This window comes from Stenotrophomonas maltophilia (assembly GCF_003970865.1).
Classification (GTDB): Bacteria; Pseudomonadota; Gammaproteobacteria; order Xanthomonadales; family Xanthomonadaceae; genus Stenotrophomonas; species Stenotrophomonas maltophilia_AR.
On the sequence record NZ_RXLZ01000012.1, the window covers coordinates 1 to 18,686 of the forward strand.

15 protein-coding genes and 1 tRNA gene are annotated in these 18,686 nt (G+C 67.5%); 9 read left to right on the forward strand and 7 right to left on the reverse strand.

Features of this window, described 5'->3' with window-relative positions:
- The first annotated feature begins 217 nt into the window (after positions 1-217).
- The gene (locus EKL94_RS05765; RefSeq protein WP_126928352.1) at positions 218-1,534 is read left to right on the forward strand and encodes a hypothetical protein; all 1,317 of its coding nucleotides are present in this window, start codon (positions 218-220) and stop codon (positions 1,532-1,534) included.
- Positions 1,535-1,542: 8 nt separating this feature from the next.
- Here the strand turns inward: EKL94_RS05765 and EKL94_RS05770 are convergent, their stop codons facing one another.
- From EKL94_RS05770 to trxA, 5 genes are all read right to left on the reverse strand, one after another.
- Complete coding sequence (locus tag EKL94_RS05770; RefSeq protein ID WP_126928353.1) at positions 1,543-2,259, reverse strand: hypothetical protein; 717 nt, start codon at positions 2,257-2,259, stop codon at positions 1,543-1,545.
- 45 nt (positions 2,260-2,304) lie between these two features.
- Positions 2,305-2,757 carry a DUF4442 domain-containing protein gene (locus EKL94_RS05775; RefSeq protein WP_010482929.1) on the reverse strand — a complete coding sequence of 151 codons (453 nt, stop codon included), beginning with the start codon at positions 2,755-2,757 and terminating at the stop codon, positions 2,305-2,307.
- Between the two features lie 75 nt (positions 2,758-2,832).
- A complete protein-coding gene (locus tag EKL94_RS05780; RefSeq protein WP_126928354.1) occupies positions 2,833-4,458 on the reverse strand; it encodes a CHASE2 domain-containing protein in 1,626 nt (541 codons plus the stop codon).
- On the reverse strand, positions 4,455-6,155 hold the full coding sequence (locus EKL94_RS05785) for a FecR family protein (RefSeq protein WP_126928355.1): 1,701 nt from the start codon (positions 6,153-6,155) through the stop codon (positions 4,455-4,457). The genes EKL94_RS05780 and EKL94_RS05785 overlap by 4 nt, the downstream gene beginning before the upstream one ends.
- A gap of 107 nt (positions 6,156-6,262) precedes the next feature.
- Positions 6,263-7,120, reverse strand: a complete 858-nt coding sequence (trxA, locus tag EKL94_RS05790; RefSeq protein WP_049463215.1) for a thioredoxin — start codon at positions 7,118-7,120, stop codon at positions 6,263-6,265.
- A 125-nt stretch (positions 7,121-7,245) separates the two neighbouring features.
- Here trxA and EKL94_RS05795 point away from each other — a divergent pair, with 125 nt between their 5' ends.
- The 8 genes from EKL94_RS05795 to EKL94_RS05830 all read left to right on the forward strand — a co-directional run bounded on the left by EKL94_RS05795 (position 7,246) and on the right by EKL94_RS05830 (position 14,138).
- Positions 7,246-7,848, forward strand: coding sequence for a DUF998 domain-containing protein (locus tag EKL94_RS05795; RefSeq protein ID WP_126928356.1), 603 nt, complete (start codon positions 7,246-7,248; stop codon positions 7,846-7,848).
- 105 nt (positions 7,849-7,953) lie between these two features.
- On the forward strand, positions 7,954-10,596 hold the full coding sequence (gene leuS, locus EKL94_RS05800; RefSeq protein ID WP_126928357.1) for a leucine--tRNA ligase: 2,643 nt from the start codon (positions 7,954-7,956) through the stop codon (positions 10,594-10,596).
- 137 nt (positions 10,597-10,733) lie between these two features.
- Positions 10,734-11,318 carry an LPS-assembly lipoprotein LptE gene (locus EKL94_RS05805; RefSeq protein ID WP_126928358.1) on the forward strand — a complete coding sequence of 195 codons (585 nt, stop codon included), beginning with the start codon at positions 10,734-10,736 and terminating at the stop codon, positions 11,316-11,318.
- A 10-nt stretch (positions 11,319-11,328) separates the two neighbouring features.
- Positions 11,329-12,366, forward strand: a complete 1,038-nt coding sequence (gene holA, locus EKL94_RS05810) for a DNA polymerase III subunit delta (RefSeq protein ID WP_126928359.1) — start codon at positions 11,329-11,331, stop codon at positions 12,364-12,366.
- A 3-nt stretch (positions 12,367-12,369) separates the two neighbouring features.
- Positions 12,370-13,035, forward strand: coding sequence for a nicotinate-nucleotide adenylyltransferase (gene nadD / locus EKL94_RS05815; protein ID WP_126928360.1), 666 nt, complete (start codon positions 12,370-12,372; stop codon positions 13,033-13,035).
- A 58-nt stretch (positions 13,036-13,093) separates the two neighbouring features.
- Complete coding sequence (gene rsfS, locus EKL94_RS05820) at positions 13,094-13,504, forward strand: ribosome silencing factor (RefSeq protein ID WP_005418109.1); 411 nt, start codon at positions 13,094-13,096, stop codon at positions 13,502-13,504.
- 64 nt (positions 13,505-13,568) lie between these two features.
- Positions 13,569-14,039, forward strand: coding sequence for a 23S rRNA (pseudouridine(1915)-N(3))-methyltransferase RlmH (gene rlmH, locus EKL94_RS05825; RefSeq protein WP_014647944.1), 471 nt, complete (start codon positions 13,569-13,571; stop codon positions 14,037-14,039).
- Positions 14,040-14,061: 22 nt separating this feature from the next.
- Positions 14,062-14,138 (forward strand) — tRNA-Asn (locus EKL94_RS05830).
- Positions 14,139-14,270: 132 nt separating this feature from the next.
- Here the strand turns inward: EKL94_RS05830 and EKL94_RS05835 are convergent.
- Both EKL94_RS05835 and EKL94_RS05840 read right to left on the reverse strand, forming a co-directional pair.
- Complete coding sequence (locus EKL94_RS05835; protein WP_126928361.1) at positions 14,271-15,692, reverse strand: basic amino acid/polyamine antiporter; 1,422 nt, start codon at positions 15,690-15,692, stop codon at positions 14,271-14,273.
- A gap of 138 nt (positions 15,693-15,830) precedes the next feature.
- Positions 15,831-18,668, reverse strand: coding sequence for a TonB-dependent receptor (locus tag EKL94_RS05840; RefSeq protein ID WP_126928362.1), 2,838 nt, complete (start codon positions 18,666-18,668; stop codon positions 15,831-15,833).
- Positions 18,669-18,686 lie beyond the last annotated feature (18 nt).

The window sequence follows — 18,686 nt, forward strand, 5'->3', positions numbered from 1 at the left end:
GGCCGGGGGCCCTTCGTGGGGCCCCCGGCCACACCCAACTGGTGTCGTGGCGTGGCCCTGCATGTGATTTTTTAGCGAGCCGGAAACGGCTAACGGGGTGGGAGGCCGGGTTGTGGGCCCGGAGAGGTGTTTAAGCGACATGCGCGCATTGTAGCGGTCACGGCCGGTCGATTACGCTGGGGAATCGACTGCGGCAACGGCACATGGAAGGGAAGCTGTGTTGAAGATTCTGCGCGGACTGGGCTGGACCCTTGCAGGCCTGCTGGTGTTGGCCATCGTGGTGTGGTGCGCCTCGCGCATGTGGCCCGTGCCGGAATCGCGGCTGCAGGCGCAGCAGCGACTGGAAGCACGCCTGCCGGCGACCGGCCACAACGGTTATGCCCTCTTGTGGACGCTGCCGTTCGACGATCTGGATGCCCGGCAGCGCGAGCAGGCGCTGGCCGAGGATGTACGGCGCTGGGAAGCCGATGCACATGGCGGAAGCAGCGGCCAGACACACCTGGTGGCCAACCATGCCGAGCTGCACTCGCGGCCCGGGGCCAGTTGCGGGCCGGCCGCCAGTGGCTGCCTTGCCCAGGTCCGCGCGGACCCGCAACGCTTCGTGGAGGCCCACGCCGGGCACCAGCAGCTGCATGCGCGGCTGGATCAGCTCGCCGAAGCGGACTACTTCGTGTCGCCGTTCCAGCCGAAGGGCGAGGGCATTCTGGTCCCGTTGCCGACCTATGGCGTGGTGATGGACGCCACCAGTGCACGCGCGCTGGCCTATGTGCAGGGTGACATCGACGGTGCCCTGCGTGGTGCCTGCCGTGGCCTGCAGCTGGGCCGGCGGCTGGTGCCCGGCGGCAGCTATCTGGTCGAGAGCATCATCGGTGCCAGCCTGGTGCAGGCCAATGCCCAGCTGCTGGCCGACATGCTGGTCGAACTGCCTGCCGACCACCCCTTGCCGGCGGAGTGCGAACAGGCCATGCAGCCGCTGCGGGCCGAGGAACAGAGCCTGTGCCGTGCCATGCAGGGCGAGTACGCGATGAGCCGGGCGGCGATCGAGTCCTCGGCCCAGGAATTTGGTGGCGTTCTGGTGCTGGATCGGAGCAGCACGTTGGCGCGCGTGGCCGGCAATCTTGGCTGGGCCTGTGGCGCAGCCGCCATGGCCGCGCTGGAGGCCGATCGGCCGCTGCCGGTACAGGCGCCGCCGCAGCGGGATTTCGGTTGCCTGTCCAATGTGATGGGCTGCGTGCTGACCGAGATCGCCGCGCCGGTCTATCCCGCGTATTCGTCACGGTCCCAGGATGCGGCGGCGATGCTGCGCCTGCTGGGCGCACAGCGCTGGTTGCGGCAGCAGGCGGAAGACCCGGCTGAGGCGCTGCAGCGGTTGCCGGCGCAGTTCCGCTCGCCGGTGCGGTCACCGCAGCTGTCCGCCGATGGCCGCCATCTGCAGGTGCCGCGTCGTTCGCCGCCGCGTGGCGACGCTGAGAGCCCCTGGTTGTCCGTACCGCTGATGGCCGGCGCCGGCGCAACTGCCGCTGCCCGCGACTGAGCCATGGCTCAGTCGGTACCGGCCTGCGGATCGAATGCCCAGCCATCGCCGACGGTCTGCAGCGTCCAGCGGCGGCTGCCGCGGAGTGGCTGCCAGCGCACGCTGTCCTTGTCGTTCTCGATACTGCCTTCGGCACGCCTTACCTTGCGCGTGGAGAAGTTCACGCTCAGCGATTCGGTCTTCCCGGAATTGCGCATCACCGAATCCTGGTCGTAGCCGATCAGCGCGAACGCGCGGTCCTGCCAGCGGAAAGTGAAGGCGGTGGTACCCATCGACCAGCTTCCGGCGCTGGCAAATGAAAACAGCGCGACCTTCAACGTGCCACGCTGGATGCTGACACCTCCTTCTTCAAGCGGATCGCTCATCACCGGGTTCTCCGGGCGCGGAATCAGCTGATGGTCCTGCACCGCCAGCACATAGCCGGTTGGGCGCGACCAGGCCACGGCGAGAATGCGCGGGTTGCTGTCATGCGGCGAGGGGCCGAAGCCATCGTGTTCGATGACGTTGCGCGGGTCCTGCTGGCGCAGTACCAGGACCAGATCGGCGCGGCCATCCTGGTCGAGATCGCCTTCGATGCTGGATTCAAGCGTCCAGCCGTTGGGCACGAAGCCGGCGGCAGTGGCAGCCTGTGCCGGCAGCGTCGGGTACTGCACCGGTGGCAGGTCCAGCGCATGGGCCGCGCACGGCAGGGTGCTCAGCAGCGCAGCAAGGGTGTACGGGCGCATCGGGGCCTCCATGGCAGAGGCCAGAGGATAGCGCCCCACCGTTGATCAGCGTGCGTGCGGCTTCAACCGCAGATAGACCTGCTTGCGGACCTGGGCGACCACTTCGCCGCTTTCATCGATCACGTCGTTGCTGAACCAGCGCAGCACCTTCTCGCCACTGGCCGCTTCGGCGCGCAGTTCGTCCAGCAGCGCGTCGTCGATGCGGAACGACGTCCGCACGATGCCACGGCCCGGCTTGAGGAAGTCGATGGCGCCGGCGCGGTCCCACACGTAGTAGTCGCGGCCGAGGATGTGCAGCAGGCCGAGCATCCAGAACGGATCGGTCATCGCGAACAGGCTGCCGCCGAAGTGGGTGCCGACGTAGTTGCGGTTCCATGGCCGCAGGCGCAGTTCGACATCGATCTGCCGGTAGTCCGGCGTGATGCGGGTGACGTGGATGCCGGTGAACAGGAACGGCGGCCAGAGATTGATACCGAAGCGGAACAGGCGGGCGTTCATGCGGGTCCGGGGGCACAGGGCGAGGCGCCCAGTCTAACCATTCGCATGCGTATGTTGCACCCCGGGCGGCGAGGGTCACGCCTCGCCGTCGATCACATACCCGTCCCGGCCGTTGGCCTTGGCCTGGTACAACGCGGTGTCGGCGCCTTCGACGAAATGGTGCGGTTGCAGCGTGCCGTCGGGTACGCGGGTGAACACGCCGATGGTGAGGGTGACGCCTGCTTCGCTGCCGTCACCGGGCGCCGGCAGTGCACGCACGCAGGCGATCAGGTCCTCGATGACCTGGCGCGCGCCCTCGGCCGGGGTATCCGGCAGCACGAGTGCGAACTCATCGCCACCGTAGCGCGCTGCCATGTCGCGTGGACGTCGCGCATGTGCACCGATCAGGCGGGCGACATCGCGCAGCACGCGGTCGCCGACCTGATGCCCGTGACGGTCGTTGTGGCGCTTGAAATGGTCAACGTCGATCAGCGCGAGGCTCAGGGATTTGCCACTGCGTCGAGCGGCATCGCATTCCTGCTGCAGCGACTGCTCGAAACGCAGGCGATTGCCGAGACCGGTCAGCGCATCGCGGTTGGCCAGGCGGTGCCAGGCCGAGACTCGCCAGGTCGCCCAGGCCAGCAGCACCAGCAGGATGCCCAGCATTGCGCTGGCCGGTGCCCACCACAGGTCGCCGGCGCGCAACAGCAACCAGCTCAGCAGCGCCGGAAGCGGCAGCGAGCACAGCGCCGCGAGCCATGGCAGGCGCAGGCCGAGCAGGATCACGCACAGCGCCACCAGCACGCCGCTGATGGCGTGCTGCCAGAGGCGTGGCAGCAGATCGATCTGCTTGTGCTGCAGCAGCATCGAAGCGATGTTGGCCTGGTACTCACTGCCGCTCATCCAGAACTCGCGGGTGGTCGGGGTCAGCAGCCGCGGTGCGATGCCACTGGCGGTCATGCCCACCACGATGCGGCGGCCATGCAGCATCGCCATGTCCACGTGGCCATCCAGCACGTCGGCGTAGGACACCTGCGGCAGGCGCTCGGGCGGTCCGGCATAGCGCACGCGCACGTAGTCGTTGCGCCGCCATTGGTAGGGCGAACCGATCTCCGGATCGGGGTCGGGCAGGCCGTGTACCGCGCCCGGCGGCAGGTCGGCCAGCGCCAGGCCGAGTGCCGGCCAATGAGCCTGGCCGATGCCTGCATGCAGATACACACCGCGTGCGACGCCATCGCCATCCACTTCCACATCGGTATGGCCGATGGCCGCGGCACTGGCTGCGATCTGCGGAATCGGCAGCATTTCCTCGGCCATGCGGTCGCCGGCGGCCGGCGCCGCGAGCACCGGCAGCACCACCCGGCCATTGCGGCGGATCGCTGCGGCCAGCTCATCGTCCTGGCGGCTGTCGCGTCGATCAGGTTCGGACAGCATCAGGTCCAGTGCGACGCGCTCGGCACCGGCGTCGGTCAGCCGGTCCAGCAGGCGGGCATGGATCGAGCGGGGCCAGGGCCATTGGCCGATGCGCTGCAGGCTGCCCTCGTCGATGGCCACGATCAGCACGCTGGGGTCGGGGCGGTAGTCCCAGTTGCCGACCATCGCGTCATAGGCAGCTTCGTCCTGCCGCCACAGCCACTGGCCCTGGCTGGCGATCACCGTCAGCACGCCGGCCAGCAGTGCCAGCAGGATCCGCTTCGACCACGGCAGCGGCGAGCGCCTCATAACAACAGCAACAACAACAGGGCGCCGCCACCGGCGCCGTAGCACAGGCGGCAGGGCAGTTTGATCTGCTGGGCCGGCGAGTACTCACCCGCATGACCGTCGTCGTCGATGTACTGCACACGCACATGCAGGGTGCCGCTCCACGGCCGCTTGAAGCTGACCTGCGGCTCGCTCACGGTCTGGTCGACCAGGGGGGACCTGAAGTCGCCACGACGGTCCACCTGCACCCGGTACTGCTGGCCTTCGCTGCCGGCCTGCCAGCGCAGGGTCAGCTCGCCATGCGCGGCTTCAGGCGGCTGCAGGGCAGGGTCGACCGGTTCATTGCTCAGTTGCAGGGGCAGGGCCTGGCCGTAGCGGCCCTGGTGGCCGTTGCCATCGCGCGACGCCACGCGCCAGAAGTATTCGCCGGGCGGCAGCGGCTGCGCCAGGCGCAGGTCGGTGCCTTGGGTGCTCTGTTCCTGCAGCGGCTGCACGAAGCTCGGCTCGGCGGCGATCTGCAGCACGCTGCTGCGCGCGCCCGGCGCCTGGCTCCAACGGAAGCGCGGGCGGTCGCTGTTGACGGTCTGCCCATGCAGGGGGGCCACGGTGAGCGGCGGCGGGGGCTGGTCGCTGAGTTCGAAATCGGCGTTGGCGTCGAGGCCTTCCACGCCCTGCGCATCCACGGCGCGCAACAGGATGCGCAACTGGCCGGGGGGCAGGTCGCCGATCGCCAGCCGGGTGTCGGCGGTAGTGGCGGCAAACAGCAGGATTTCCGGCGTCGCTGCCTGCACCACTTCCACACGGTAGCGCGCGGCGCCGTCGACCGGGTCCCAGGCGAGCAGGGTCGGCAGGGGCGCCAAGCGCAGGTCGTCGCTGCGCAGTTGCGGCGCTGGAAGAAGGGCGGAGACGGCGTCCGGTGCGGCATCGGCGCTGCTGCTGCGGCTGGCCTGCCCAGGCTGGACCAGGCGCTTGCCGTGGGTGTTGCCGACCTGCACCTTGCCCTGCAGCACTTCGGTGGCAGCCACATGGCTGGTGTCACCGGCGCTGACCCGGAATACGGTACCGCGCACGCTGCTGGTCGCCGTAGGTGCATCGATGATGTAGCGCGAGGCCGGGCCACGGGCAGGTGTCACCCGGTTGCTGGCGCGGCCCTGCTGCAGGCGCAGGCGGGTATCGACCATGCCGGTGTGGCCGTAGCGGCTGAGCTGGTCCAGACGCAGCCGGGAATACTCGCGCAGCTGCAGGCGCGAGGCGTCGGCGAATTCAAGCGTGACGCTGGAGTCGCCTTCGGTCTGCACGGTGTCACCGATGCGAAGTTGTTCCCCGGCGAGTATCGCGCGCGTGGCGCTGCCATCGGCGCCGGACAGTTCCACCTTGCCGCGCACCGACAGCACGCGGGCAGGTGCCGGTTCGATGCGCAGCCAACTGATCGGGAAGCGCAGCAGCTGGCCCGGCGGCAGCTGGTAGGGGTTGTCGATGCGGTTGTGCTGTTGCAGCTGCTGCCAGCGCACCGTGGGCTTGAGGTACAGGCCTCCCAGATCCCACAGGGTATCGCCGGGACGGACCCGGTAGTTCCAGTCCTGGGCGGCGGCGATGGCCGGCAGGAAGAGAAGAGCGCAGAGCAGCGCGCCCTGGAAGCGCATGGCGAACGACAGCGAGCGGACGAAGGTCACAGTTTGCAATCCCGGCAATGCGGGGGCGCAGCTGCAAGACCCCATGGCCCCGACCTCATCCCCCCGAACGGATCGTGGCGGCCGTACGGCCGCCATCCCGCGCATTATTGCCCGCGTTCAGTGCAGGGATTCTGAACGAAGTGGGTTTCCGTTCAGAACAGCAGGGAGGCCATCCGGCGGCGGTACTGGCCGACCAGGTCCTCGTCGGAGATCACATTGAAGGCGTCGATCAGGGCCTTGCGCGGCAGTCCGTCCTCGAACGTGCGGTCGATCCGCAGCATTTCCAGGAACTGGGCCAGCGCGGCTTCGTCGTGGCCACCGAGCAGCAGCTGCACGCCGCGAAGGTGGCGTGCCTTGAGATCCTTGCCATCGGCGGCGATGCGGGCGTCCAGCACTTCAGCGGCCGGGGCGTCCTTCAGGGCCGAGGCGAAGGCCAGCCGGGCGCGTGCACGCACGGCACGGTCGTCGGTGGCCAGGTTGGCGGGCAGGCCATCGATCAGGAGGCCGGCTTCATCCACGCCACCGATCTGCAGCAGGGCCAGCGCCAGGTCGAGCTTCAGCTCGTCCTTGTCCGGCTCGGCGGCGATCTGCGCGCGCAGCACATCCACCTGCGCCTGCGGGTCCAGCGGCGCTTCGTCTTCGGCGACGGCGTCGCCGATGTCGGCCGGCACGATGCCGTGCTGGGCCAGGAATTCACGCAGCTGGCCTTCCGGGATGGCCCCCGGGAAGCCGTCCACCAGCTGGCCGCCCTTGACCAGGAACACGGTCGGCACCGAGCGGATCTGGAAGGCGGCGGCGATCTGCTGTTCCTTGTCGACGTCGACCTTGGCCAGTTCGAAGGCGCCGTTGTACTCGGCAGCCAGCTTTTCCAGCATCGGCCCCAGGGTCTTGCACGGCCCGCACCAGGTGGCCCAGAAGTCGACCAGCACCGGCGTCTGCAGCGACTTCTGCAGAACTTCGGCCTCGAAGGTCGCAGTGGTGGCGTCGAATACGTAGGTCGTCTCGGTCATGGGGGGAAGCATCGTTTGGCGTCTGGAGACCGATTCTATGGTGACGATCGATGCCGGTCTCAACCCGGGTTGTAGTAAATGCCTGACAATGCAGGCTTCCTGTCGCCGTTCTTTCCGGAGCCTGCATGTCGTCCCTGTCCCCGTTGCTGCGCCTGTCCGGCCTGGTCGCCGCGCTGCTGTTCGTGCTGGCGGCGCTCGGTTTCGGCGCCGGCCTGGACGGCTACGCGCAGGCCCGCCACCCGGTAGCGCTGCTGGGCGCACAGGGGGTGCCGCATGCGCTGGCCTTCAATCTGCTGGGCTTCGTGCTGCCGGGCCTGTTGGCGGTGGTTGTGGCCGAGTGCCTGCGCCGTGCGCTGCCGGCAACCGCCGGCTGGGCGCCGCGGGTGGGCAGCCAGATGCTGCTGCTGGCCGGGTTGGCGTTCGCCGCGATGGGGCTGCTGCCGCTGGATGTGGATGACCTGCACGGGCCGGCCAGCCAGTTGCATGCCAGCGCCTGGATGATCTGGGTGCTGGGTTTTGTCGCCGGGACCCTGTTGCTGGGCACGTCGCAGTTGCGCCAGGCGCATGGCCGCGCGCTGGGCGCCGTGGCGCTCGCCTGTGGCGTGCTGGCCGCGCTGGCGGCGTTTGCCCTGCAGGGCGTGCTGCCGGCGCCGCTGGCACAACGGCTTGCATTCGCCTGCTGGGCGGCCTGGCTGGCCCTGGCCCTGCCGTTGTCGCGGCCGCGCTGAGACGGGCCGCGGGCGCTGGCGGAGCCTGCCTTCAGCAGGCGGGATTGGAGACGTTTGCCGCACTGCGGTACGCTGTACCGCTTTGCCGCCGCATCCGCGTGTTCCATGACCAGCGCTGAAACCAACGCCTACGACCCGCAGCAGGTTGAATCCGCCGCCCAGCAGTACTGGGACGCCACCCGTGCCTTCGAAGTCGACGAGACTTCGGACAAGCCGAAGTACTACTGCCTGTCGATGCTTCCGTACCCGTCCGGTGCGCTGCACATGGGCCACGTGCGCAACTACACGATCGGCGACGTGATCAGCCGCTACAAGCGCATGACCGGCCACAACGTGCTGCAGCCGATGGGCTGGGACGCGTTCGGCCTGCCGGCGGAAAACGCCGCGATCAAGAACAAGACCGCACCGGCGGCCTGGACCTACAAGAACATCGAGCACATGCGTGGCCAGTTCAAGGCCATGGGCTATGCCGTTGACTGGTCGCGCGAATTCGCTACCTGCCGCCCGGACTACTACGTCCACGAGCAGCGCATGTTCACCCGCCTGATGCGCAAGGGCCTGGCCTACCGCCGCAACGCGGTGGTGAACTGGGACCCGGTCGACCAGACCGTGCTGGCCAACGAGCAGGTGATCGACGGCCGCGGCTGGCGCTCCGGCGCCCTGGTCGAGAAGCGCGAGATCCCGCAGTGGTTCCTGCGCATCACCGATTACGCCCAGGAGCTGCTGGACGGCCTGGACGAGCTGGACGGCTGGCCGGATTCGGTCAAGACCATGCAGCGCAACTGGATCGGCCGCTCCGAGGGCCTGGAAATCCAGTTCGACGTACGTGACGTGGACGGCGGCGTGCTGGATCCGCTGCGCGTGTTCACCACCCGTCCGGATACCGTGATGGGTGTGACCTTCGTGTCGATCGCCGCCGAACATCCGCTGGCCCTGCATGCGGCGAAGAACAACCCGGAACTGGCCGCGATGCTGGCCGACCTGAAGCAGGGTGGCGTGTCCGAGGCGGAACTGGAAACCCAGGAAAAGCGCGGCATGGACACCGGCCTGCGTGCGCTGCATCCGGTCACCGGCGAGCCGGTACCGGTGTGGGTCGCCAACTTCGTGCTGATGGGCTACGGCACCGGTGCGGTGATGGCCGTGCCGGGTCATGACCAGCGCGACAACGAAGTGGCCAACAAGTACGGCCTGCCGATCAAGCAGGTGATCGCGTTGAAGGATGCGCGTACCGAAGAAGAGCGCACCTGGGATGGCAGCCGCTGGCAGGACTGGTACAGCGACAAGAACCGTGCCTTCGAGCTGGTCAACTCGGCCGAGTTCGATGGCCTGGATTTCCAGGGTGCCTTCGAAGCCCTGGCCGAACGATTCGAGCGCAAGGCCCAGGGCCAGCGCCGCGTCAACTACCGCCTGCGCGACTGGGGCGTGAGCCGCCAGCGCTACTGGGGCTGCCCGATTCCGGTGATCTACTGCGCCAAGTGCGGTGCGGTGCCGGTGCCGGAAGAACAGCTGCCGGTGGTGCTGCCGGAGGACGTGGCGTTCTCGGGTACCGGTTCGCCGATCAAGACCGATCCGGAATGGCGCAAGACCACCTGCCCGGAATGTGGCGGTGCCGCCGAGCGCGAGACCGACACCTTCGACACCTTCATGGAGTCGAGCTGGTACTACGCCCGCTACACCTCGCCGGGTGCCCGTGATGCCGTCGACAAGCGCGGCAACTACTGGCTGCCGGTCGACCAGTACATCGGTGGCATCGAGCACGCGATCCTGCACCTGATGTATTTCCGCTTCTACCACAAGCTGCTGCGCGACGCGCGGATGGTGGACAGCAACGAGCCGGCGCGCAACCTGCTGTGCCAGGGCATGGTGATCGCCGAAACCTATTACCGCCCGAACCCGGACGGCTCGAAGGACTGGATCAACCCGGCCGACGTGGAAGTGCAGCGCGACGAGCGCGGTCGCATCACCGGCGCCACCCTGATTGCCGACGGCCAGCCGGTGGTGGTCGGTGGCACTGAGAAGATGTCCAAGTCGAAGAACAACGGCGTGGATCCGCAGGCGATGGTCGGCAAGTACGGCGCCGACACCGTGCGCCTGTTCTCGATGTTCGCCGCGCCGCCGGAGCAGTCGCTGGAGTGGAACGAGGCCGGCGTGGACGGCATGGCCCGCTTCCTGCGCCGCCTGTGGGCCCAGGTGCAGAAGCATGCTGCCGACGGTGCCGCTCCGGCGCTGGATGTTGCAGCACTGGATGCCAACCAGAAGGCACTGCGCCGCAAGACCCACGAGACCATCGGCAAGGTCGGTGACGACTATGGCCGCCGCCACAGCTTCAACACCGCCATTGCCGCGGTGATGGAACTGATGAACGCGCTGGCCAAGTTCGAGGACGGCAGCGCGCAGGCGCGCGCGGTGCGCCAGGAAGCGCTGCAGGCCATCGTGCTGCTGCTCAACCCGATCACCCCGCACGCCAGTCATGCCCTGTGGCAGGTGCTGGGCCACGGCGAGACCCTGCTGGAAGACCAGCCGTTCCCGCAGGCCGATGCCGGTGCGCTGGTGCGCGACGCGCTGACCCTGGCCGTGCAGGTCAACGGCAAGCTGCGTGGCACCATCGACGTGGCGGCCGACGCCGCGCGCGAGCAGGTCGAGGCACTGGCCCTGGCCGAGCCCAACGCGGCCAAGTTCATGGAAGGCCTGACGGTGCGCAAGATCATCATCGTGCCGGGCAAGATCGTGAACATCGTCGTCGCCTGATGTACCCCCGCACCGGCCACCCATGTGGTGGCCGGTGCCATTCCGGTGCAGGGCCAGGCGTTTGATGGCCCTGCATTCACGCGGCTTCGGGCACGCTGTGTGTTGCCGTGATCGCCCGGCTCCGCCAGACTGTCTCCATGACCCGAATCCTGCTTGCCCTCGTTCTTGTCCTCGGCCTTGCCGGCTGCGGTTTCCATCTGCGCAACAAGCTGATGCTGCCGACCGACACGGCACCGGTGAAGGTGGTTTCCACTGCGCCGTACAGCGAACTGGTCAAGCTGCTCAACCGCAGCCTGCTGGCCTCCGGCGCCAAGCTGGCCGATGAGGACAGCAAGGAGCCCAGTGCCCAGCTGCAGGTACTGTCCGAGCGCTGGGGCGACCTGCCGATCGCCATCGACTCGCAGGGCCGTGCGCAGGAATACAGCCTGCGCTACGCGGTGATCTTCATCTTCCGTCGCGAAGACGGCAGCGAGCTGGTGCCGCAGCAGGTGATCGAGCTGTCGCGCGACTACGTGTCGCCGCCGACCGACGCCACCGGTACCACCACCGAACGTGAAATCCTGGCCAATGAACTGCGCCGGGAAATGTCCGCCTCGATCATCCGCCGCATCGACAGCGTGGTGCGTGCCGAGATCGAGAAGGGCGGCAGCCTGTCGGCGCCGAAGAACAAGCCGATCGAAGACGCGGTACCGGCCGAGCCGGTCCCCGCAGCCAAGCACTGAGCCGCGACGCATGGAACTGCGTCCGGAGCAGCTGGCCAGCCAGGGCGCTGATACCGCGCTGGCGCCGGTCTACCTGATTGCCGGCCCGGAAACCCTGCGCGTACTGGAGGCGGCCGACGCCATCCGCGCGCGGGCACGCGCCGCCGGCATCGGCGAACGTGAGGTGTTCGACGCCGATGGGCGTGATTTCGACTGGAACCAGCTCGACGCCAGTTTCAATGCGCCCAGCCTGTTCAGCGCCCGTCGCCTGGTCGAGGTGCGCCTGCCCAGCGGCAAGCCGGGCAAGGATGGTGCCGAGGTGATCAGCCAGTTCTGCGCCAGTCCGGCGCCGGACGTGGTGCTGATGATCACCGCCAACGAATGGAGCAAGGCCCACCAGGGCAAGTGGGCCGATGCAGTCAACCGCATCGGCGTGCTGTCGGTGGCGTGGGCGATCAAGCCGCACGAATTGCCGGACTGGATCGAGCGCCGCCTGCGTGGCAAGGGCCTGCGCGCGGACCCGGCCGCCGTGCAGCGCCTGGCCGAGCGGGTGGAGGGCAACCTGCTGGCTGCCGCCCAGGAAATCGACAAGCTGGCGCTGTTGGCCGATGGCCAGCCGCTGGATGCAGAGCGCATGGAGTCGCTGGTGGCCGATGCCGCCCGCTATGACGTGTTCCGGCTGGTGGAGGCGACGTTCTCCGGGCAATCGCCTGCGGTGCTGCGCATGCTGGCCGGCCTGCGCGGCGAGGGTGAGGCGGTGGCTGCGCTGATGCCGATGGTGATCCGCGAGCTGCTGGCCGGTGCTGGCCTGGCCCGGGTACAGGCCCGTGGCGGCAACCTGGCCGCCGAAATGAAATCCCGTGGCATCTGGGAATCGCGGCAGGCGCCGTACAAGCGCGCGCTGCAGCGGCATCCGGAAAGCAAGCGCTGGGAACGCTTCGTGGCCGAAGCCGGGCTGGTCGACCGCATCGCCAAGGGGCGCGCCGACGGTGATGCCTGGCTGGCGCTGGAGCGCCTGCTGGTGGCTGTGGCCGAACCGCGTGCCGTGCGCCTGCTGGCGCGGGCCTGAGCAATGAGCCTGCGGATCTACTACGGGGGCACCTTCGATCCGGTGCACCTCGGGCACCTGGCGATCGCGCGGGCTGCCCGTGACGAACTGCAGGTTGCCGTGCGCATGTTGCCGGCCGCCGATCCGCCGCACCGTGCGGTGCCGGGCGCCACGGCCGAGCAGCGCTGCACCATGCTGTCGCTGGCCATCGGCGACGAACCGGGCCTGCTGCTGGACCGCCGCGAGCTGGATCGCGCGGTGCGCTTCCCCGGTCGGCCGTCCTACACCGTGGACACCCTGCGCGAGCTGCGCGGCGAGCTGGGTCCGAGCCGGCCGCTGGCCTGGCTGGTCGGCGCCGACAGCCTGCTTGGCCTGTCCCGCTGGCACGAATGGGAGGCGCTGTTCGGGCTGGCTCATTTCGTGGTGGCGGAGCGCCCGGGCAGCCCATTGCAGGCTGCGGTGGATGGCGAGCTGGGCCGGGCGCTGGAAGGGCGCTGGGCCGACAGCGAGCAGGCCCTGTTCGCCAGCCCGGCCGGGCGCATCCTGCGCCTGCACCACCCGTTGCGCGAGGAATCGGCCAGCGCCGTGCGCTCGCAGATCGCCGCCGGTGGCCCCTGGCGCGCCCTGCTGCCACCTGGCGTGGCGGACTATGTGGCTGCACACGGGCTGTACCGCCCGGCCAGGCCGTGAATGGCGCAGCGGCGCCATCCCCGTATAATCGCCCCCACGTTTATCGAGTCGATCCACTTTGAGCAACCAGACCCAGCCCCAGACCATCAAGGTCGATCTGCCCAGCCCGCCGCCGTCCGTGCCGGAACTGCTGGCCAGCGTCCGCCAAGCCACCGAAGACCTGAAGGCCAAGGACCTGGTCGAGATCGACGTGCGCGGCCGGTCCAGCGTTGCCGACTACATGATCGTGGTTTCGGGCACCTCGACCCGCCACGTCAAGTCGATTGCCGATGAAGTCGTGCGCTTCGCCAAGAACATCGACGTGATGCCGCTGGGCGTGGAAGGCGAGCGCGAAGCCGAGTGGGTGCTGGTCGATCTGGGCGACGTGATCGTCCATGTGATGCTGCCGCGCGTGCGTGAGTTCTACGCCCTCGAGCGCCTGTGGACCGTCGGCGACCAGCCGCCGTCCAGCGACGACGAAGTGGCCTGAGCCACACGTTGATGCATCCCTTCGACGGCGCCGATGGCGCCGTCGACGTTTTGGAGGACCGTTGATGAAAGCCCGCCTGATCGCCACCGGTGAACGCGCCCCCAGCTGGGTGGCGCAGGGCTTCGCCGAGTACCAGAAGCGGCTGTCGCACTGGCTGCCGTTCGAGCTGGTGGAAATCGAGCCCGGCCTGCGTGGCAAGGGGCGTGATCCACGCCGCGCCACTGAAGAGGAAGGCAAGCGGGTGATCGCTGCGCTGCCGAAGAATGCCTATGTGGTGGCGCTGGATGTGCCAGGCCGCCAGCTCAGTTCCGAACAGCTGGCACAGCGCCTGGAACATTGGCGCGGGCAGGGCAGGGACCTGGCATTCCTGATCGGTGGCCCGGAAGGGCATTCGCCGGAAGTATCCGCGCTGGCCGACGAGAAGTGGTCGATCGGACCGCTGACGCTGCCGCACATGCTGGTGCGCCTGGTGGTGGCCGAGCAGCTGTATCGGGCTGCCGCAATGATTGCCAATCACCCCTACCATCGCGCGTGAAGAGTGGTTATACTAGTCGTCTGCCCGAATAGCTCAGCCGGTTAGAGCACTTGACTGTTAATCAGGGGGTCGTTGGTTCGAGTCCAACTTCGGGCGCCACCTTGAGAAACCTGCATCGCAAGATGCAGGTTTTTTTTTGCGTCTTTGTAGAGTCGAGCTTGCTCGACCGCTGTTGTAGAGCCGAGCCATGCTCGGTTGCTGCGGATGAACCAGCCGAGCGTGGGCTCGGCTCTACAGTGTGAGATTGCCTCGCCAGAACGCCACCAGCGTGGCGATCGCCACGATCAGGATCGCGCCGAACAGCACCCACTCCCAACGCGTGAATACCTGTTCGCCGCGTTGGCGCCGGGTCACCGCGAACAACACCACACCGGGCACGTACAGCAACACCGACAACAGAAGATTGTCCAGGCCACCGGCATACACCAGCCACAGCGCATACGCACTGGCCAGCAGTGCCACCCCGAAGTCGCGCCAGCGCACACCCGGCTCACCGGCGTAGGCCTGCCCGCGCCAGGCCAGCTGCACGCCGAATGCTGTGGACAGGAAGTAGGGCACCAGGCTCATCGACGCGGCCAGCAGCACCAGCCCGGTGTAGCTGCCGGAATTGACCAGCACCAGCAGCAGGAACAACTGGATCAGGCCGTTGCTCAACCACAGTGCATTGGCCGGCACGCCGCGCGCGTTCTCACGGCCCAGGAAGGCGGGCATGGTGCCGTCACCTGCGGCGGCATAGAGCACTTCGGCGCACAGCAGCACCCAGGCCAACAATGCACCGAGAACGGAGATGATCGAACCGATGATGATCACCGTCGCGCCCCATTCGCCGACAATGGCGCGCAGCACGTAGGCCATCGACGGATTGGGCAGTCCGGCCAGTTTCGCCTGCGACAGCACGCCCATCGACAACAGGCTGACCAGCACCAGCAGCAGCCAGACGCCCAAGAAACCGATCACCGTGGCACGGCCGACGTCGGCACGGCGCGCGGCGCGCCGCGAATAGATGCTGGCGCCTTCGATGCCGATGAACACCCACACGGTCACCAGCATCATGCCGCGCAGCTGCTGGCCGAGGTCGCCGAGTGCAGGCGTGCCGAGGAAATCGGCGTGGAACACGTCCATGCGGAACGCGCCGGCGGCCAGGATCAGGAACAGCGCGATGGGCAGCAGCTTGGCCACGGTCACCAGGCCGTTGACGATGGCTGCGGTGCGCAGGCCACGCAGCACCAACAGGTGCACGGTCCACAACAGCAATGAGGATGCGGCCACGGCGGCCGGGGTATTGCCTTCGCCGAACACGGGCATGAAGTGGCCGAGGCCACTGAAGATCAGCACGAAGAAGCTGGCGTTGCCGAGCACCGAGGCAACCCAGTAGCCCCACGCAGCGGAGAAGCCGATGTAGTTGCCGAAGCCTTCGCGCGCGTATGCGTAGATGCCGGTATCGAGATCAGGCCGGCGGTTGGCCAGGGCCTGGAACACGAAGGCCAGCATCAGCATGCCCGCGCCGCTCAGGGCCCAGCCGATCAGCGCGGCGGCCGGGCCGGCGCTGCGCGCCACGTTCTGCGGCAATGAAAAGATGCCGGCGCCGACCATCGAGCCGACCACCAGTGCAGTCAACGCGGGCAGGCCCAGGCGCTGTGATGTCGCGGCCATGGAAATCCCCTGCGGCGGTGATGCCGCGTTCACACGGTAGCCCTGTGCTCGTGAACATGCCTGCAAGGGGCGCAACGACGAAGGCCCGGGCAGCTGCCCGGGCCTTCGAAGCTGATGCGTTGAAGCGTGTTGCCTGTATTACTTGAAGGTGTACTTGGCACCGACAGTGAAGTAGCGACCGATGGCACCACTGAAGTGCATCGGGTTGTAGTTCACACCGCCATAGGTCAGCGGATCCAGCGGAGCAATGCGATCGAAGACGTTCTCGACCGAAGCATTCAGCTCGAACGCTTCGGTGATTGCCCAGCGGCCGGAAAGGTCGAAGGTGGTGAACGAAGAGATCTTCTTCACCGGCGAGCCGTCGGCATAGAAGAACTGGTACTTGCCGCCGCGCTTGTCGGTGTTTTCCATGCTGGAGATGTAGTTGGCCACGCCGCTGACACTCCACGGGCCCTGCTTCCAGGTGGTACCGAAATTGATGCGGTCCTTCGGCGTGCCGATGCAGTTGGTCACGTCGCAGTTGCCGTGCGTGCCCAGGAAGTCATCGGTGCTGGTACCGCTGGTGCGCTCGAACTTCAGCAGGTGGCTCCACTGCAGATCCATCTCCAGCTGGCCCGGACCGATGTCGAAGGTCTGGCGGATGTCGGTGTCGATACCGCGAACGCGCGAGGAACTGGCGTTGATGTAGGCGGTGTTGACGGCCAGGATGCTGCCGGTACCGGCGACGCCGTTGAGCAGGTTGTTGTCGCGCAGGACGTTGCCAGCCCGGATCGCGTCATCGGTATCGCCCTGGGCGATCTCGTTGGTGCGCTTGATTTCCCAGGCATCGACGGTCAGCGAGGTGGAGCGGGTGGGCTGCAGCACGATACCCACCGAGTAGCTCTTCGACTCTTCCGGCTTCAGGTCCTTGTTCGGGCGGGTGATGATCGCAACCGACTGCGAGCCGCAGTCGTCCGGCGAAGCACCCGGGGCCGGGTTTTCACCGTCCGGGCAACGGATCGGATCCGAGGCCGTGGAGAAGGCGGCCAGGCCACCGTCGCCGTTCTCGGCCGGGTTCGGCGCACGGAAGCCTTCGGCGTAGCTGGCGCGCAGGGCGATCCAGTCGGCCGGCGTCCACTTCACACCCAGCTTCGGCGTGGCCTTGCCTTCACCGCTCTCATACTTGTCGTAGCGCAGTGCAGCGGACAGTTCCAACTGCTCCAGCACCGGTGCCGACAGTTCGACGTAACCGGCGTACACGTTCTGCGTGCCGTCATAGGCCGAGTAGCCCAGGCCGATGATGTCACCCGTGTCGGTGTAGGTCTGCGGGGTCAGGCTGTTGCTGGTCTTGCGCCACTCGGTACCGATCGCCAGGCCCAGCGGGCCACCCTTCAGGTCCATCAGGCTGCGCGACACGGTGAAGTCGAACATGTCCAGGCTGGACTTGGCACGTGCGCTGATCTTCGGCGAGATGTAGTCGTACAACGCCTGGGAATTCAGGTTGGCGTTGTCGCCAATGCGCCATACGCCACCGGCACAGTTCGCATCACCCAGTGCACACTTCACCGCGCTGTAGCGCAGGAAGCCGGTGCGCTCGTTGACCAGGTCGGTGCCCGAGTGCAGGTAGGCGGTGTCGTAGCTCCAATCACCCCAGTTGCCCTTGACGCCGACCAGGAAACGGTTGAACTCGTTGGTGTTGTCGGTCACGCGGGGGCCGACGTCCCAGGCGCTATAGCGCAGGCGCAACGGGCCAGTACCGAGGCCGGCAGGCCGGTCAGGATGATTGGGGCCAAGTACCACGGCGCCCGGGCCGCTGTTGCCGTTGACCGGACCGCCGGGATAACCCCAGCCGCCGGACGCGGCGGACGGCGTGTTGCTGAAGGTGGTTTCCTTCTTCGAGTAGCCGATCTCGGTGTAGATTTCGCCACCTTCGCCGAACGCGAAGCTGGCGCGGCCGAACACATTGACGTACTTCTCTTCCGGCGAGATGTCGCGATACAGCTGTGCCGGATCCCACAGGCAGCCCTGCGCGGCGACCGAGGCGTCGGTCTGGCCACCGATGGTGGTCAGGCCCTGGCAGCCAGGCAGTGGCACGAGGGTGGCCGGATTCGTGTCGGTGACATCGCGGTCGTCGTACACCGAGCCATTCGGACCAACGCCGCCGCGGGTCTTGCCGCTGAGGAAGGCGCCACCCAGGAACTGGGCATTGTTGCCATAGCCCCACTGGCGGGTGTCGCCGGTGCCGATCCACTTGCGGTTCTTGCGGTCGCTGATCTTGATCGCGTCGCTCTTGCCGACATCCAGGCTGAAGAAGGCGTTCCATCCGTCGGTGGCCATGTCGCCGGTACCGGCGGTCAGGGTCGCCTTCCTGGTATCGCCATCGCTGTCGCCGGACATACCGTAGGAGCCGCGAAGGATCGCGCCCTGGAAATCGCTGCGCAGGATGATGTTGACCACGCCGGCGATGGCGTCGGAGCCATAGATCGCCGAGGCGCCGTCCTTCAGTACTTCCACGCGTTCAACGGCGTCGAGCGGGATGGTGCTCAGGTCGGTGAAGACCTTCTGGCCGTCATCGGCCAGGCCGTAGGTGGCCATGCGGCGGCCATTCAACAGGACAAGGGTCGAACCCGCGCCCAGGCCGCGCAGCGAGATGCCGGCACCACCGCCGGCGAAGCCGTTGCCGAACGATTTGGGAATCGAGCCGGCGCCATTGGCGGTGATGGTCTGCAGGTATTCGGCAACCGTGGTCTTGCCCGTACGGTCGATTTCCTGGCGGGTCACCACCTGCACCGGGGACGGTGTTTCAGTGTTGGTGCGCGGGATGTTCGAGCCGGTGACCGTGATGCGGTCAAGGTTGGTGGCCTTCTCCTGCGCGAAAGCGGAGGTGGAAGCCACGGCGCCAACCAGCAGCAGGGTGCCGCCGGTAAGGATATGGGTGATGGACGATGCCAGGGTGGTGCGGCGGCGGCTGGCGGGCCGTTGGATCAGGTGTTTCACAGCTTCTCTCCTAACTGG

Bases quoted from the DNA above. Each gene is read 5' to 3' on its own strand.
- EKL94_RS05770 (WP_126928353.1), bottom strand. From the start codon at position 2,259: ATGCGCCCGTACACCCTTGCTGCGCTGCTGAGCACCCTGCCGTGCGCG.
- EKL94_RS05775 (WP_010482929.1), bottom strand. From the start codon at position 2,757: ATGAACGCCCGCCTGTTCCGCTTCGGTATCAATCTCTGGCCGCCGTTC.
- EKL94_RS05780 (WP_126928354.1), bottom strand. From the start codon at position 4,458: ATGAGGCGCTCGCCGCTGCCGTGGTCGAAGCGGATCCTGCTGGCACTG.
- EKL94_RS05785 (WP_126928355.1), bottom strand. From the start codon at position 6,155: ATGGGGTCTTGCAGCTGCGCCCCCGCATTGCCGGGATTGCAAACTGTG.
- trxA (WP_049463215.1), bottom strand. From the start codon at position 7,120: ATGACCGAGACGACCTACGTATTCGACGCCACCACTGCGACCTTCGAG.
- EKL94_RS05795 (WP_126928356.1), top strand. From the start codon at position 7,246: ATGTCGTCCCTGTCCCCGTTGCTGCGCCTGTCCGGCCTGGTCGCCGCG.
- leuS (WP_126928357.1), top strand. From the start codon at position 7,954: ATGACCAGCGCTGAAACCAACGCCTACGACCCGCAGCAGGTTGAATCC.
- EKL94_RS05805 (WP_126928358.1), top strand. From the start codon at position 10,734: ATGACCCGAATCCTGCTTGCCCTCGTTCTTGTCCTCGGCCTTGCCGGC.
- holA (WP_126928359.1), top strand. From the start codon at position 11,329: ATGGAACTGCGTCCGGAGCAGCTGGCCAGCCAGGGCGCTGATACCGCG.
- nadD (WP_126928360.1), top strand. From the start codon at position 12,370: ATGAGCCTGCGGATCTACTACGGGGGCACCTTCGATCCGGTGCACCTC.
- rlmH (WP_014647944.1), top strand. From the start codon at position 13,569: ATGAAAGCCCGCCTGATCGCCACCGGTGAACGCGCCCCCAGCTGGGTG.
- EKL94_RS05835 (WP_126928361.1), bottom strand. From the start codon at position 15,692: ATGGCCGCGACATCACAGCGCCTGGGCCTGCCCGCGTTGACTGCACTG.